9 protein-coding genes are annotated in these 17,066 nt (G+C 70.4%); 5 read left to right on the top strand and 4 right to left on the bottom strand.

Going from position 1 to position 17,066, the window contains the following annotated elements; genetic code table 11:
* Nucleotides 1–107: 107 nt before the first annotated feature.
* Nucleotides 108–650: a hypothetical protein gene (locus AB0K09_RS16435; protein WP_366066052.1), complete on the bottom strand. Its 543-nt coding sequence runs from the start codon at nucleotides 648–650 to the stop codon at nucleotides 108–110.
* Between the two features lie 29 nt (nucleotides 651–679).
* Nucleotides 680–1,930, bottom strand: a complete 1,251-nt coding sequence (locus AB0K09_RS16430) for a GH25 family lysozyme (RefSeq protein WP_366066051.1) — start codon at nucleotides 1,928–1,930, stop codon at nucleotides 680–682.
* A gap of 283 nt (nucleotides 1,931–2,213) precedes the next feature.
* Between AB0K09_RS16430 and AB0K09_RS16425 the strand changes: the two genes are divergently transcribed.
* Nucleotides 2,214–3,443, top strand: a complete 1,230-nt coding sequence (locus AB0K09_RS16425) for a sensor histidine kinase (protein WP_366066050.1) — start codon at nucleotides 2,214–2,216, stop codon at nucleotides 3,441–3,443.
* A gap of 27 nt (nucleotides 3,444–3,470) precedes the next feature.
* Here AB0K09_RS16425 and AB0K09_RS16420 read toward each other — a convergent pair whose 3' ends face one another.
* Both AB0K09_RS16420 and AB0K09_RS16415 read right to left on the bottom strand, forming a co-directional pair.
* Nucleotides 3,471–3,767: a putative quinol monooxygenase gene (locus AB0K09_RS16420; RefSeq protein WP_366066049.1), complete on the bottom strand. Its 297-nt coding sequence runs from the start codon at nucleotides 3,765–3,767 to the stop codon at nucleotides 3,471–3,473.
* 63 nt (nucleotides 3,768–3,830) lie between these two features.
* The gene (locus tag AB0K09_RS16415) at nucleotides 3,831–4,886 is read right to left on the bottom strand and encodes an aldo/keto reductase (RefSeq protein WP_366066048.1); all 1,056 of its coding nucleotides are present in this window, start codon (nucleotides 4,884–4,886) and stop codon (nucleotides 3,831–3,833) included.
* 180 nt (nucleotides 4,887–5,066) lie between these two features.
* Between AB0K09_RS16415 and AB0K09_RS16410 the strand changes: the two genes are divergently transcribed.
* The 4 genes from AB0K09_RS16410 to AB0K09_RS16395 all read left to right on the top strand — a co-directional run.
* On the top strand, nucleotides 5,067–5,930 hold the full coding sequence (locus AB0K09_RS16410; RefSeq protein ID WP_366066047.1) for a helix-turn-helix transcriptional regulator: 864 nt from the start codon (nucleotides 5,067–5,069) through the stop codon (nucleotides 5,928–5,930).
* Nucleotides 5,931–5,960: 30 nt separating this feature from the next.
* Nucleotides 5,961–7,058: a winged helix DNA-binding domain-containing protein gene (locus AB0K09_RS16405; protein ID WP_366066046.1), complete on the top strand. Its 1,098-nt coding sequence runs from the start codon at nucleotides 5,961–5,963 to the stop codon at nucleotides 7,056–7,058.
* 493 nt (nucleotides 7,059–7,551) lie between these two features.
* On the top strand, nucleotides 7,552–11,670 hold the full coding sequence (locus AB0K09_RS16400) for a LamG-like jellyroll fold domain-containing protein (protein ID WP_366066045.1): 4,119 nt from the start codon (nucleotides 7,552–7,554) through the stop codon (nucleotides 11,668–11,670).
* Nucleotides 11,671–11,886: 216 nt separating this feature from the next.
* Nucleotides 11,887–17,066, top strand: a 5,180-nt coding sequence (locus AB0K09_RS16395) for a sugar-binding protein (protein ID WP_366066053.1), incomplete at its 3' end; no start/stop codon positions are given.

The following is a 17,066-nucleotide window of genomic DNA, read 5'->3' as shown; positions in this document are numbered from 1 at the left end:
GGCCCAAAATCTTTTTGCGGCCCTCCCCGGGGGCGGGGGGGGGGGGGGGGGGGGGGGGGGGGGGGCCCCCCCCCCGCGCCCCCCCCCGCCCGGCCCGTCACCAGGGCTCACGCCTGGTAGGTGATGTCCCAGTGGCTGGACTCACGGGCGTAGACGTTGCCCGCCGACGACTGGTACATCGCGGCGCCGTCGCCGCGCTTGCCGATGTACTTGAAGCTGCGCTTGATGTAGTCGGTGACGCACGAGGTGGGGTTGATGTCGACCTTGTAGCCGTTCCAGTGGCTCTTGGCGCCGGACGAGTGACCGGTCTCCGTGCCGCCCGTGATGGTGACGGCGCAGCCGCTGGCCCGCTTGAAGGTGATGATCCCGTTCACGGTCGAGGCGTTGATCTGCTCGAAGGACGTGCAGTGGGCGTTGTTGCGGTTGGTGCAGTTGCCGCTGGAGCTCCAGGTGATGCCGGCGGCGCGAAGCTTGGCGGCTGCCTGGGACTGGCTCAGCTTGGCCACGGCCACGGTGGCCGTGCCGGCGGAGGCGGAGACGGAAGTGGAGGCGGCGCGGGCGGGAGCGGCCGTGGCCGGGGTCGCCAGGGCACCGGCGAGCAGCGCGGTGCCGCAGGCCGCCAGCAGGGCGGTGGGAACGAGACGGGACATGATGGCTTCTTCCTCTCGACCGGTTGACGTCAGGAGAGCAGTGCCTGCCAGGTGTCGGGCCCGACGATGCCGTCGGCGGTGAGGTGGACGGCGTTCTGGAAGGCGATGACGGCGTCCCGGGTGGCCGGCCCGAACAGGCCGTCGACGTCCACGTGGGCGCCGTGGGAGACGAGCAGCGACTGCGCGGCCCGTACGGCGTCCCCGCTCGAACCCGACTGGACGGTGACGACCAGTGCCTGCCAGGTGTTGGGCCCGATGATGCCGTCGGCGGTGAGGTGGACGGCGTTCTGGAAGGCGATGACGGCGTCCCGGGTGGCCGGCCCGAACTGACCGTCGACGTCGAGGTGCGCGCCGTGGGCGTTGAGCAGGTGCTGCGCGGCGGTCACCTGCGAGCCGCTCTGCCCCTGCTGCACGGCCGGCCAGCCCGGCGTCGACGGCGGCGTGTAGTCACCGTTCGCGAACTTCTTCAGGTCCTGCGGCGAGCCGTTGAAGACGTCCTGGTCACCGGGGAAGGGGCCCTTGTCCGCCGTCTGCCAGACCGCGTAGCCCGTCCAGCCGTGAGGCAGGGGAAGGGCCGAGCCGTTGAAGTTGGCTATCCACAGCGGCGACTTCCCGGCGAAGGCCGCCGAGTTGCCGGTGCACCGGGACCACCAGCTCGTCGTCGTGTAGATGGCCGGGTACCGTCCGGTCCGCGCGTGGTACCGCTCGACGAAGTCGCTGATCCAGCTCACCATCTGGCTCTGCCCGAGCCCGTAACAGGCCGGCGCGCCCTGCACCGGGCTGTACTCGATGTCCAGCGCGCCCGGCAGGGTCCTGCCGTCCTTGCGCCAGCCGCCGCCCTGGTCGACGAAGTTGTCGGCCTGCGCGGTACCGCCCGAGTTCTCGGGCCGCGCGAAGTGATAGGCCCCGCGCACCAGCCCGGCCGCCGCCGAGCCGTTGTACTGCTGGGAGAAGAACTCGTTCTTGTACGTCAGCCCCTCGGTGGCCTTCACATAGGCGAACGACGCCCCGGCCGCGCGGACGGCGGACCAGTTCACGTTCCCCTGGTGGGCGCTGACGTCGAGGCCGCGCACGGTGCCGGCCGTCAGCCGCGGCGCGACCGGTCTGCCGGTCCGGGCGGCCAGCCCGGACCCGGCATGATGGCCGGCCTCCCCACCGCCCGCGATCCCCGGCGGCGGCACGGGCTCGCCCGCGTGCGCCGCCCCCGGCTGGGCGAAGGCGGCGAGGGCGAGCGCGCCGGCCGCGAGGGCCAGACAGCGGCGACCCGTCAATGCGCTCATGAAACGTTTCCCTTCGGTGACCGCTCGGTCTCGACGTCCGAGGAAATTACCGAGGGGGACCTGCCGCCCGAATCCGGTGAGGGGTTGAACCACGGCCTGAATCGCCCGTGGTGGGGCGGGGCCGGGCCCTCAACCCAGCGGTTGAGGCGGGGCATGGGCCGGGCGGGCCGTATCCACCCAGCGGTGTAGGGGGCGGCGCCCCCTCACCGCCGCTGATCCATTACCGGCCGTACCGATCGGTCCCCCGCGTGCCGGGGCACGGCGTTGGCCATAATCCCCGACCGTGCTCACCCATAGTGGAATCGAACGGACGACCGTCCTGCGCCGGCCCGCCTTACGACAGGCCATCGACCTCGTCATCGCCGTCTCCGTGGCCGCCGTGACCGTGTCCTTCGCCCGCCAGTACCACCCCGACGGCTGGCCCCGGTTCGACCGGTGGGCCGTGCTGCTCAGCCTGACGGTCAGCCTTCCGCTGGCGCTGCGCCGGCGCGTGCCGTGGGTCGTGCTGCTGGTGTCCTCCACCGCCCTGACCGCCTATACGGCCGCCGGCTACCAGCCGTCGGTCAACGTCTGGGGACCGGTCCTGGCCCTCTACACCCTCGCCACCGGCCAGCCGCTCCGCCGGGCGGCGCCGGGAGTCCTGCTGGCCGGTGGCGTCGTGGAGTACGCGACCATCGCCGCGCGCGTCGTCGACGGCTGGGTCGCGACCGGCCAGACGCTCGTCGTCATCGGCCTCGCCTGGGCCTTCGGCGCCAATGTCCGCCGCGTACGCGAACGCAACGACCAGCTCACCGAGCTCACCCGCCGGCTGCGCGTCGAGCAGGCCGCCCGGGCCCGGCACGCCGTGACCGAGGAGCGGCTGCGCATCGCCCGTGAGCTCCACGACGTGGTCGCGCATCACCTCTCCGTCATCTCCATCCAGAGCGGCCTCGCCCGGTACGTCTTCGACTCCGCCCCCGACACCGCGCGCACGGCCCTCGACACCGTGGCCGACACCGCCCACCGGTCGCTGGAGGAGATGCGCGGACTGCTCCACCTCCTGCGCGTTCCGCCCGACGGCGACGCGCCCTCCTCCGAGAGCTCCGGCGACGCCCCGGCCACCGGCCTCGCCAGGCTCCCGGAACTCGCCGAGCGGGTCACCGTCTCCGGGGTTCCCGTCGAGATCGGGACGACGGGCACGGTCCGCCCCCTGCCGCCCGGCGCGGACCTGTGCGCGTACCGGATCGTCCAGGAGGCCCTCACCAACACCCTCAAGCACGCCGCCCCCACCCGCGCCACGGTCTCTCTCGCGTACTCGGCGGACCACCTCACGATCCGCGTCACGGACAACGGCCCGTCCGACGCCACGGCTTCACCCACCGCTCGGGTGCCCGGCAGCGGCCAGGGCCTCATCGGCATGCGCGAACGCGCCACCCTGTACGGCGGCACGTTCACCGCGGGGCCGCGGGAGGGCGGGGCGGCGGGGTACGAGGTGCGCTTCACGCTGCCGCTGGGGCCGGCCGGCGAGAAGTGAGCCCGCGCGCCGGCCCGGCAGCGCGGGTCAGCCGGCGGGAGCGGCGACCAGCTTGCGGATGGTCATCGGCTCGGCGAGGACACGGTCCAGCACCTGCTTCACGTGGCGGAAGTGATCGGTGGTGAAGTGCTCGTCGAGGGCCCGCGAGTCGGTCCACTCCTCGACGATGACCATGCGGGCGCAGTTGTTGGGGTCGGTGTACGGACGGTAGGCGAGGCAGCCGGGTTCTTCCAGGGACGGCTCGATCATCGCCTCCAGGGCGGTGCGGAGCCGGTCCTCCTGTCCGGGTGCGGCCAGGCATTCGGCGACGACGGTGAGGGACATGACGGCGTGATCTCCTGACGTGGCGTGGTCTGTTCGGCGGCGGTCGGTTCAGGGGCGGACGGTTCAGGGGCGGACAGGGCCGGTGCCCGCGCCGGACGTGGTGATGGCAGCGGCGATCTCCTCCAGGTCGGCCGGCGTCAGTTCCACCGAGCCGGCCCCGATCCAGCCGTCGACCTGGCCGGGCTTGCGGGCACCGACGATGGCCCCGGTGATGCCGGGCCAGGCCAGCACCCAGGCGATAGCCACCTCGGCGACGGTGACACCGTGCCGTTCGGCGACCGGGCGCAGGGCGTCCGCCACGCGGAGGTTGGCGGCCAGGCCCGTGGTGAAGTCCCGGTGCGCGGCACGCCAGTCACCCGCGGGCAGGTTGGCGACCCGATCGGCGGAGAAGGTGCCGGTGAGCAGCCCGGACTGCAGCGGGGAGTAAGTGATCACACCCGTGCCGTGGGCGTGTGCCCAGGCGATCTCGTCCGCGGCGGAGCGGTGGATGGCCGAGAACGGCGGCTGGACGACGTCGACATGGGCGATCCGTTCCGCGGCGGCCAACTGCTCGGGCGAGTGATTGGACAGGCCGATCGCCCGGACCTTGCCCTCGGCCTTCAGATCGGCCATGACCTGCCAGTACTCCTCCAGCGGGGTGGCGTTGGGGGAGACGGCGCCGCTGCCGTCGCCCGCGTACTCCAGCGACTCGCCGGTGTCCGGCCAGTGCACCTGGTACAGGTCGATGCGCTCGACGCCCAGCCGGCGCAGCGAGTCCTCGACCTCGCGGCGGACGCTGGCCGGCTTCATGATCCGGCGGGGCGCGGCCTGCGGGTTGTCCGGGTCCCAGACCAGGCCGACCTTGGTGAAGAGGTACGGGCGGTCGCCCTCGGGCAGCTGGGCGACGGCCTTGCCGATCAGCTCCTCGGAGTGGCCGAGGCCGTAGACGGCGGCGGTGTCGATCCAGTTGACGCCCGCGTCGAGCGCGTGCCGGATCGCGGTGATCGACTCGGCGTCGTCGGTGGTGCCCCAGCCGAAGTACCAGCCGGCTCCGGACACCGCCCAGGAGCCGAGCCCGAGGCGGGTGATGTCCATGCCGGTGCTGCCGAGGGCACGGGTGGGCAGATGAGTGTTGGTCATGACGAAGTGCTTCCTCTGGGGAGTCGGGGCGCCGGAGGGGCGCCTTGGGCACCGGATCCGTTCCGGTGCCCCTCACTCTGCTCGTCCGGCGGCGGCCCACCCAGTGGCAGCCGGTGCCTGGGCACGGCATGACCAGGCAGGACGGTGCGGCAGGACGAACGGGACACGGATACTTGTCACATGGCTTTGGACAGACGCGCAGAACTGGGCGAGTTCCTCCGCTCCCGCCGGGCCCGGTTGCGCCCCGAAGAACTGGGGCTGCCGGACTACGGCGGCCGGAGGCGTGTTCCCGGGCTGCGCAGGGAGGAGCTGGCCCGGCTGGCCGGGGTGAGCGTGGACCACTACGTCCGCCTGGAGCAGGGCCGCACCCTGCACTTCTCCGAGGCGGTGCTGGACGCGGTCGCCCGCGCCCTGCGCCTGACCGCGGTGGAACGCGATCACCTGTACCGGCTGGCGCGGCCGTGGTCGGACGCCGAGCGCCCGGAAGAGCCGCCGCCGTCGCAGCGGGTGCGACCGGGGCTGCGCCGGCTGCTGGACTCGGCGGCCGATGTGCCGGCGTACATCGTCGGCCGGAACACCGACGTCCTGGCATGGAACCGGCTCGCGGCGGCACTCATCACCGACTTCGGCGCGCTGCCGCACCGCCAACGGAACCTGGCCCGCCTGGTGTTCCTGGACGAGGGCATGCGCAGCCTGTACGCCGACTGGCGCGGCAAGGCGAGCGACGTGGCTGCCTACCTCCGGCTCGACGCGGGCCGCCACCCGGACGACCCGCGCACCGCGGCACTGCTCGACGAACTGGCCGCCGGAAGCCCGGAGTTCCGTGAAGCCTGGGCGGAGCACCGGCTCAAGGACAAGACCCACGGACGGTACCGCTACCGGCACCCGGTGGTCGGCGAACTGGACCTCGGATTCGAGACCTTGCGCCTCCCCGACGACCCCGACCAGGCGCTGGTCGCGCACACGGTGGAAGAAGGCTCACCGTCCCAGACCGCCCTGCGGCTGCTGGCGACGTGGGCCCGGGAGAGCCTGCCGGTGAGCTGAGCCGCCACTGAGCCGCCATAGGGTGACGGCATGGCCCCGACCGTGCTCGCCACCCGTGCCCTCAACCGCGCGCTGCTCGCCCGCCAGCTGCTGCTCCGCCGCGCCGAGCTGCCGGTGCTCGACGCGGTCGAGCACCTGGTCGGGCTCCAGGCGCAGTCCCCGCCGGACCCGTACTACGCGCTCGCCGCCCGGCTCGACGGCTTCGCCCCGGACCAGCTCTCCGGCCTGCTCGAAGCCCGCGAGGCCGTACGCATCCCCGTGATGCGCTCCACCATCCACCTCGTCAGCGCCCGCGACGCGCTCGTGCTGCGCCCGTTGACCCAGCCGGTGCTGGACCGCTCCTTCCGGGGCAACCACGGCAAGCGCCTGCCCGGCGTCGACCTGACGGACCTGGCCGCCCGCGCCCGCACACTCGTCGCCGAACGCCCGTACACCTTCCACGAACTCGGCCACGTCCTCGCCGAGCACTGGCCCGACCACGCCCCGCAGGACCTGGCCATGGCGGCCCGTACCCTGCTCCCGCTCGTCCAGGTCACGCCACGCGGCCTGTGGGGCAGGAGCGGCCCGGTCGCCCATACGACGACCGAGGTCTGGCTGGGCCGCGACCCCGACCCGGCCCCCGGCCTGGACACCCTGCTCCTCCGCTACCTCGCGGCCTTCGGCCCGGCGTCCGTCAAGGACATCCAGACCTGGTCCGGCCTCACCCGCCTCCGCGAGCCGGCCGACCGCCTCCGTCCCCGCCTGCGCGTCTTCCGCGACGAGCAGGGCGTCGAACTCCTCGACCACCCCGACGCCCCGCTCCCGGACCCGGAAACCCCGGCGCCGGTGCGCTTCCTGCCCGAGTTCGACAACATCGCCCTCTCCCACGCGGACCGCGCCCGCATCGCGACCCCGGAGAACCTGCGCCGCGTCTGGCGCGTGAACCGCGCGCACCGCGCCTTCCTGCTGGACGGCTTCATCGCCGGCATCTGGCGCGTGGAGCGGGCGGGCGGCGTGGCGACGATGACGGTCGAGCCCTTCGCCCCCATGCGCCGCGGGGACCGTCCGGCGCTGGAGGAGGAGGCGGGGAACGTACTGGCGCTGGCGGCGCCGGGGGAGGGGCACGAGGTGCGGATCAGCGAGGGGTGACACGAAGCCTCCCACGCCACCAGCGGGTCCGGCGCAAGCACCACCGCGCCGATCGCCACTTCCGGCAGCAACCGTCCATACCGCCATAGCCCGGCACAAGCACATTTCAGCCCGCCGTGTTGTGACATATGGCACGTCTGTTTGCAGGTGGTTCAGGGGGATTGGCCGGTTAAGCGGCGCACCGTCAGGCATAGACCAGGCACACCCTGTGCCCCTACCGTCACTCCTCACACCTTTATGTGGTCTTCACGTCACGGCTCTGGGGAGGGCTGGGGGGATGTTTCGTCGTGCGCGCCTGCGCGCGTTGGGGAGAGCTGCCGCTTGGGGACTGGGCGCGGCTCTGCCCCTGGGAATGGTGACCGGACCGCCGGCGGCGGCCGTTGCCCGGTCCGCTGCGGCCCGAGCCGCCGGGGAGGAAGCCGGCGGCGGAGGGTCGGCTGCCACCGAGGCCGAGGCCCTGGCTCAGGCAAAACGATCCGGCAAGAACGTGGAAGTGGCCTCGCAGCGCGCCGAGACCAGGGACGTGATCGCCAAGCCGAACGGCACCCTGGAGGCGCGCGAGTACCTGCGCCCGATCCGCGCCCGTGTGGACGGCGCTTGGAAGCCCGTCGACACCACACTCGCCAAGTCCGCGGACGGCAAGGTGTCGCCCCGGGCCGCGACGATCGGCGTGACGTTCTCCGGCGGCGGCGACACCTCCCTGGTGCAACTGGACAAGGGCGGCCGCAAGCTGGCCCTCTCCTGGCCGGCCAAGCTGCCGGCGCCGCGTCTCGACGGTGACACGGCGACGTACCCGGACGTCATTCCCGACGTCGATCTGCGCGTGGCCGCCCAGGCGGACGGCTTCACCCAGCTCCTGGTGGTGAAATCCGCGAAGGCGGCGGCGAGTCCGGAACTCGCCCAGCTCCGGCTGAAGGTCGACGGTCAGGGGGTCACCGTCCAGCAGACCGCGCGCGGCGGACTGACCGCCGTCGACCGGGGAGCCGGCGGCGCGGTGTTCGAAGCGCCGACCCCGCTGATGTGGGACTCCAGCCAGGCGGCCGGTACGACCGGCGCGTCGCCGCGCGAGGCCGGTGCCGCCGGCCCCGCCGCCAAGGCCCCGGTCAAGGCCCCGGCCAAGATCACGGGCAAGTCCGGGCGGGACGAACCGGGGCCCGCGGAGTCCGGGAAGCTGGCACGCGTCGGCGTCGACGTCCCGGCCGGCGGTCGCGAACTCGTCCTCACGCCGGACAAGAAGGTGCTGACCGGAACGGACACGGTCTACCCCGTGTTCATCGACCCCCAGTGGTACGCGCCCCGCTCCTCCGCCTGGACCATGGCGTCCAAATACTGGTCGAGCTCTCCGCAGTGGAAGTTCAACGGCAAGAGCGACGGCGGCATGGGCTACTGCGACTGGAACCATTGCAGCCCTGGTGACACCAAGCGCCTCTTCTACGAGATCCCGACCTCCGGGTTCGCCGGCAAGACGATCCTCTCCGCGGAGTTCGTGGTCCCCGAGACCTGGTCGGCCTCCTGCCAGAAGAAGGGCGTCCAGCTCTGGCGGACCAAGGGCATCGACTCCTCCACCACCTGGGACTCGCAGAGCTCGTCCGGTTTCTGGATCAAGAAGCTCGCCGAGTACGAGTTCGCCTACGGCTACGAGGGCTGTGCCGGCGGCGACGGCGAGTTCAACGTCCTCGACGCCGTCAAGGAGGCCGCCGCGAAGTCCTGGTCCTCGCTGACCTTCGGCCTCAAGGCCTCCGACGAGGACGACACCTACGCCTGGAAGCGGTTCTCCGACCGCGCCTACCTGCGCGTGCAGTACAACCAGACGCCCGGGCAGATCGCCATGTCCCAGCTGTCCATGGAGTACGGCGGCAGCTGCCGGATCCCCGAGCAGGCCGTCCACGTCCGCAGCCTCGGCAGGATCTACGCCAACCACGTCACCGACCCGGACGGCGACGACGTCGCCGTGGAGTTCATGGCCGAGTGGGACGCCGGCGACGGCAAGGGCGTCGTCCCCCGCTGGAAGCCCGGACTGACCACCTTCAAACGGTCCGGCTCGGACTTCTCCATGACCCTGCCGAGCGACATCACGGTGAACACCACCGTGAACTGGTACGTGCGCGCCTACGACCACCTCGGCTACTCGCCCTGGTCATGGGCCGGATCGCCCAGCGGCTGCTACTTCGTCCGCGACCCCAAGGTGCTGCCCGCCCCGAGAGTGGCGTCCGGTGACTACCCCGAGTCGAAGCCCGGCACGTCCCCGAACGGCGAGGACGACCCCTGGTACGACGGCGTCGGCCGGTACGGATCCTTCACCCTCGGTCCGGCTGCCAAGGACATCACCAAGTACATCTACGGCATCAACGGCGACGCGAAGCCCAAGAACACCATCACCACGACCGACGGCGCCGCCAAGACGATCAAGGCGCTTCCCGGTGAGCCGGGCCTGAACTTCGTCACCGTTCAGTCGCTCGACAACGCCGGCAACATGAGCGAGCCCTACACCTACCGCTACAAGGTGCGGGCCGGTCAGCCGGAGCGCGCCGTGTGGTCCCTGGACGAGGGCCCCGGTGCCAAGCAGGCCGAGGGCTCCACCCCGCCCCGCACCGCCACACTGCACGGCGGGGCCTCCACGGGCGCCGAGGGCGTGATGGGCACCTCCCTCACCCTCAACGGCACCGACGGCTACGCGAGCACGGACATTCCCGTAGTCGACACCGCCAACGGCTTCACCGTCTCGGCCTGGGCCAAGCTCTCGAAGGCCCCTTCCGAAGCCGCGATCATCGCCGCCCAGCCCGGCAACTACGCCCCCGGCTTCGAGCTGTACTACTCGAAGGACTACGACCGCTGGGCCTTCAACCAGTACTCCTCCGACACGGCTTCCGCCCTGCCGGTCCGCGTCATGCAGAAGAACCCGGGCGGGGCGAAGGTCGGGGAGTGGACTCACCTGGCGGGCGTCTACGACGTCGGCGTCGGTGAACTCCGGCTGTTCGTCAACGGCCAGCTGGAGTCGACCGTCCCCTACAAGACGCCATGGGACGCGCGCCGAGGCCTGCAGATCGGTGCCGGTTCGTACAGCGGCAAGCAGGCGTCGTTCTTCCCCGGTCAGATCGACGAACTGGAGATCTTCAACAAGCCCGCCTCGGCCGGCGAGATCACCCGCCTGTACAACAAGGAGCACATCCGCGGCCCGGGCCGCCCGGCCCGTGCCGTCTTCCCCATGGACGAGGAGGCCGGGGCCAAGGAGCTGACCGGCCACGCGGACGTCATGCCGGCCGTTTTCCACGGCAGCCCGAAGCCGGGCGTCGACGGGGTCGACGGCAAGGCGCTCTCGCTGGACGGCGTCGACGACTACGCGTCGGTGGACGCACCGCACTTCAACACCATGCAGCCCTTCGCCGTCTCGGCGTGGGCCCGGCTGCCGAAGGACAAGCCGACGCACCCGGCGGTCGTGCTCACCCAGGCCGGAGCGGCTGCGAGCGGCGTGGAGATCTCGTACGCGCCCGGCCCCGACCGGTGGGTGCTCAGCCAGAGCACGAAGGACGCCGCAGACGCGCCCCAGAACAAGGTCGTCCAGAGCGCCGGACCGCCGCCGCAGGGCGGCGAGTGGACCCATCTCGTCGGCGTCCGCGACACGGTCACGGGCACCCTGTCGCTGTACGTCAACGGCGTACCCGCCGGCTCAGCACCGCTGGCCGGCACCTGGTTCGCCGAGAAGCAGTTCCAGATCGGCGCCGGCGCGTATGCCGGGAAGCCGGACAACTTCTTCCCCGGCGAGATCGACGACGTCCGCATCTACGACCGGCCGGCCTCCGCGTACGAGGTCCAGCAGATGTTCAAGCAGCGCAGGCTGGTCAAGGGCCGCTGGAAGTTCGAGACGGCGACGGGCACCCCGGCCGCCTCGCCGGACGCGATCGCCGAGACGGGCGGGGTGCGGCACGACATGACCCTCGTCGGCGGCGCGGGCATCGGCCCCGGTCTTGTCGATTCGGGCAGCCTCACGCTCAACGGCGTGGACGGCGCGGCGTACGGCGGCGTGCCGGTCGACACGAGCGGCAGCTTCACCGTGACGGCGTGGGCGCAGCGCGCGGCCGACAAGCCGGGGCGCGCGATGACGGTGCTGAGCGCGGAAGGCTCGTCCCAGAACGCGTTCACCGTCCGGTACGTGCCGGGTGCGCCGGTGCCGGGCCAGGGCGGCGAGGGCCAGGGGCGGTGGCAGGTCACCATGCCGGGCAAGGACGGGGACAAGGACGTCACCGTGACGACCGTGGACAACGGCTTCTTCCAGGACGCCGGCAGCTGGAACCACCTGGCGCTCGTGTACGACGGCTTCGCGAACGAACTGCGGCTGTACGTGAACGGCGCGCTGGAGGAGTTCTCCTGCGCCACGAACGGCGACGGCGGCGCGGGTTGCGTCGACCGGTCGTCGATGTCGGGGAACGCGCTGTCGTTCGCGGCGACGAAGTCCTTCCAGATCGGCCGCGCGATGACCAAGGGGACGGCGGGGGAGTACTGGTCGGGGCAGGTGGACGACGTGTGGGCGTTCCAGGGGGCGCTCGATGAGCGCCAGGTGAAGCAGCTCGCATACGGGTCGTCCGATTACCCCACGCAGGTTCCCGCTGTCTGACGCAGGCCGGGGTGGGGAGCCGTGAGCTCCCCACCCACCTTTATCAGCCGATTGATGACTTCTGCAGCACAACGGTGCGCTCGCCGCGCGCCGTGATGCCTCAGCGAGGGATGACAAGAAATGAACGGCAAAGCCAGAGCGCGCAGCTCGGCCTGGCGGAGACGCGTGGGACTCAGTGTGTCCACGGTCCTGGTGGGCTCGCTGTTGCAAGGAGTGATGTTCTCGACGGAGGCGACCGGCAGCAGCCTGCCGGGTGCCCCGTCGCCCGGGACGCCCGTGGCGGGGAAGACGGCCGGGAGCAAGGCACGCAAGCTTGACCCAGCACCCAAGACACCGCAGCAGGCACCGAAGACGACCTGGAAGCCAGGGAGCAAGGTCACTGTTGAGCTGTCCGGACTGGCCGGCGGTAAAGGAAATGGCGCAGGTTCGCCGGTCAGCCTTCTCGCGGCGCCGGAGGCGAAGGGCGCCAAGGCAGCCCCCTCGGCCGCCGCCCCGGAGGGCAAGGCTGAGGTGCGGATCCTGGACGACGAGGTCGGCAAGCGCCTGGGGGTGAACGGTCCCCTGATGACGATCACCACGAACGCGGCTTCCAAGGGACTCAAGGCCCCGGCCGACGCGAATGTCGGCGTCCGTGTCGATTACTCCGACTTCGCCCAGGCCTACGGTGGCGGCTACGCCTCCCGTCTCCAGCTGCTCGAACTCCCGTCCTGCGCCCTGACCTCGCCCGGCAAGGCGGAGTGCCGCAAGAGCACTCCTCTTGCGGCCAAGAACGACACCCAGAAGAAGACCCTCATCGCCAACCGCGTCGCCCTGAGAGCCGGCGCTGCGACGGTCCTCGCCGCAGCTCCGGCCGCCGACGGTGAGAAGGGTGACTACAAGGCGACACCGCTGTCCCCCTCGGCGACCTGGAAGACGGACCTGAACACCGGCTCGTTCGGCTGGTCCTACAACATCCCCGTCCCCGAGGTCCCCGGCGGCTTCAAGCCGAATGTCGGCCTCGGCTACTCCTCCTCCATCATCGACGGACGCACCGGCAACACCAACAACCAGTCCTCTTGGGCGGGCGACGGCTTCGACCTGTGGCCCGGCTTCATCGAGCGCCGTTACAAGGCGTGCGCCGAGGACGGTGCCAAGCACAGCGACGGCAACAAGCCCGGCGACCTGTGCTGGGCCTACGCCAACGCCACCATCTCCTTCAACGGCAAGGCCGGCGAGCTCGTCCCCGCCGGCGGCAACGAGTGGCGGCTGAAGAATGACGACGGCACGAAGATCGCCAGGCTCACCGGTGACGAGCACGACAACGGCGACAACGACAACGAGTACTGGCGGGTGACCACCCCGAACGGAACCCGCTACTACTTCGGATACCACAAGCTCAACGGCTGGGCCACGGGCAAGGAGACCACCGACTCCGCGTGGACCGTCCCCGTCTTCGGCAACGACTCCGGCGAGCCCTGCCACAAGGACGCCTTCAAGGACTCCTGGTGCCAGCAGGCCTGGCGCTGGAACCTCGACTACGCCGTCGACGCGCACGGCAACGCGGCCGCCTACTACTACGGCAAGGAGACCAACTCCTACGGCCGCGACCTCGAGGCCAAGAACGGCACCACCTACACCCGCGGTGGGTACCTCAAGCGCATCGAGTACGGGCTGAAGTCCGCCGACCTCTACGCCAAGCCGCTGGCCAAGGTCGAGTTCGGCAGTGACGAGCGGTGCCTGCCACAGGACCAGGACAAGGTCACCTGCGCCGAGGACACGATCGACGACAAGAAGGCCTACTGGTACGACACCCCCTGGGACCTCAACTGCAAGCCGGGCACCGAGTGCGACAAGGGCCGCTTCTCACCCTCCTTCTGGACCCGCAAGCGCCTGACCGACATCAGCACCAGCGTCCTGAAGAGCGACGGCACCTACGCGCCCGTCGACTCCTGGAAGCTCGCCCACCGCTGGGGCATGTCCGACACGGACTACCAACTGCTCCTGGACTCGATCGAGCACACGGGCAAGTCCGCAACTCCGGTGATCACGCTGCCGAAGACCACATTCGCGTACACGCAGCGCCCGAACCGCCTCGACAAGACCGGTGACGGCAAGGCGCCGTTCCTCAAGGAGCGGTTGTCCACGATCGCCGACGAGACAGGCGGACAGACCGACGTCGTCTACTCCCAGCCCGAGTGCGACTGGAACAAGCTGCCCACCCCGGAGTCGAACACGACCCGATGCTTCCCGCAGTACCTCGGCGGTACCAGTAGCGCCGATCCGACCCTCCAGTGGTTCAACAAGTACGTCGTCGACTCCGTGACCGCCACCGACCGCACCGGCGGAGCTCCCGACCAGGTCACGCGGTACGACTACCTCGACGGTGCCGCTTGGCACTTCGACGATGACGACGGCCTGATCAAGGAGAAGTTCAAGACCTGGTCGCAGTGGCGCGGCTATGGACACGTCCGTGTCCAGACCGGTGGTCAGGGCGTCGGCGGGATGAAGACCCAGGCCGACTCCTATTTCCTGCGCGGTATGGATGGCGACCGCAAGGCGGCGGACGGCGGCAAAAAGAGCGTCAGCGTCGCGTTGGGCGGCGGCGAGGGCGATACCCTCACCGACCACGAGTCGGCGGCCGGCTTCCAGTACAAGTCGGAGACGTACTCGGCACCCGGCGGCAAGATCCTGGCTAAGTCGCTCAGCCGGCCCTGGCACCACGAGACGGCCAAGCGGGAGCGCTCCTGGGGCACCGTCACAGCGAACTTCACCGGCACCGAGTCCACGAAGACCTTCACATCGCTGGACGACGGCGCCGGGGCGAAGTGGCGCCAGACGGCCACCACGGCCGTCCATGATGACGCCACCGGCCGAACGACACAGGCCGACGACTTCGGTGACACGACCACTACCGCCGACGACCGCTGCACCCGCACGTGGTACGCGGACAACGCCGCGGCCAACATGCTGAGCCTGCCGTCCCGGGTGGAGACCGTGGCCGCGGCCTGTGACGCCGCCATCGTCGACCGTTCGAAGCTGGTTGTCTCCGACGTGCGCACCGCCTACGACGGGGGAGGCTACGGCACGAGCCCCACCAAGGGGGACGCCACCAGCGTTGCCACGCTGAAGAAGCACGACGGCAACCAAGCCACGTATCTGGAGTCCGGCAAGACGTACGACGCCTACGGGCGCGAGCTGACCGCCACCGATCTCACGGCGGAGCTCGTCTTCGACGTCACCGGCAAGCAACTGTCCACCACCAAGCGGACCGACGGCCGCACCGGCACGACGGTCTACTCACCGGACACCGGTTACGCGACGACCGTCACCACCAAGACGCCGCCGGCCAAGGCCGGAGACGCGTCCACCGCGCAGACGAGCACGACCGCATTCGACCCCGTTCGGGGTCAGCCGGTGCGCAAGGTGGACACCAACAACAACAAAACCGAGCTCGAATACGATGCCCTCGGCCGTAACACCAAGGTCTGGCTGCCGAACGTCCCCAAGTCTCCGTCGAGAGCCCCGAACTACCAGTTCGTCTATTCCATCGCGGAAGGCAAGCCGGCCGCGGTGGCGACGCGGACGCTCAACGACAGCTGGGGTCAGCTCACCTCGTACACGATCTACGACGGCTTCCTGCGCCCGCGCCAGACGCAGGCCCCGGGCCCCGACGGCGGCCGCCTGATCACTGACACCTTCTATGACCAGCGCGGCCTGGTCACCAAGGCGTTCGCCGCGTACTACGCGTTGGGTGCTCCCGACAACGTCCTGTTCACCCCGGACAACGCCCTCAAGGTCGAGTCCCAGACCTGGACGGCCTACGACGGACTCGGCCGGGCCATCGAGACCAAGAACGTGGCCGGAAACGGTGATGCCGGAAAGGTGCTGTCCACCACCCGCACCCTCTACGGTGGTGACCGCACCACGGTGATCCCGCCGGTGGGCGCCACGGCGACGACCACGGTGGTCGACGCCCGGGGCCAGACAACCGAGCTGCAGCAGCTGCACGAGCCCAAGGCCGGAGCTGAGGCGGACGTCACCCGCTACGCGTACAGCCCGACCGGAAAGCTGGCCAAGGTCACTGACCCGGCAGGCAACGCTTGGACGTACACGTACGACCAGCTGGGCCGGCAGGTCTCCACGTCCGACCCCGACAAGGGGACGACCAACAACACCTACGACGACCGCGGACAGCTGATCACGGTCACCAACGCCCGCAAGACCAAGAACACGATCTATTACGGCTACGACGACCTGGGGCGCAAGACCGAACTCCGTGAAGACTCGGCGACGGGTACGAAGCTGGCGGAGTGGGTCTACGACACGATCGCCGGAGCCAAGGGCCAGCTCGCCTCTTCCACGCGCTACGTGGACGGCAAGGCCTACACCGGCAGCGTGGAGATGTACGACTCGCTGTACCGAGCCACACGGACGAGGACCGTTGTCCCGGAGAGTGAAGGTCCCCTCGCCGGTACGTACCGTTCCGGCACGACCTACAACCCGTCCGGCAGCGTTCAGGGCGTCGGCCTTCCGAAAGCCGGAGCGCTACCGGGCGAGGTGGTGGTCTACGGCTACGACAAGGTCCTGCGCCCTACGGACATCACAGGCCAGGGCATCAAGGCCGAGATCACGAGCTACAGCCTGACCGGCAAGCCGCTCCAGACCAAGTTGACCCCCGACAGTGGCAGGTTCACTCAGATCACCAACGGCTACGAGTGGGGCACCCAGCGCCTGGCCACCACGCGCGTCGACCGCGAGAACGCGCCGTCGGTCGACAAGGCCGCCACCTACAGCTACGACGAGGCGGGCAACATCCGCGCCGTCTCCGACGCGGCCGCCGGCGGCACGGACACCCAGTGCTTCACGTACGACTACCTGCGCCGCGTCACCGACGAGTGGACCCAGTCCACGCCGACCTGTTCCGGGACCCCGGCCGCGAACCTGATCGGCGGCCCGGCCCCGTACTGGAACTCGTACACCTACGACAAGACGGGCAACCGCCTCACCGAGACGCGGCACGCGTCGGGCGGCGACACCAAGCGCACGTACACCTACCCGATGGCCGGAAGCCCGCAGCCGCACACGCTGACGACTGTCGACACGAGCGGCCCGACGGGTACGGCGAGGGACTCCTACACCTACGACCAGATCGGCAACACCGCGACGCGCACCCTGAGCGGTGACACACAGAACCTGGAGTGGGACGTCGAGGGCCACCTGGCCAAGGTGACCAAGACGAAGGACGGCAAGCCGGCGAGCACGACGTCGTACCTCTACGACGCCGACGGCGCGCGCCTCATCAGCCGTACCGACACGGAGACCACGCTCTACCTCGGCAACACCGAAGTCACTCTGGCCAAGGGGGCGACGACTCCGAAGGCCACCCGCTACCTCGACCTGGGCAACGGTGTGACGGC

It is taken from the genome of Streptomyces sp. NPDC049577, assembly GCF_040675635.1.
Lineage (GTDB): Bacteria > Actinomycetota > Actinomycetes > Streptomycetales > Streptomycetaceae > Streptomyces.
The sequence above is the reverse complement of the archived record's forward strand: the minus strand, read 5'-3'. Positions and strand labels throughout refer to the sequence as shown.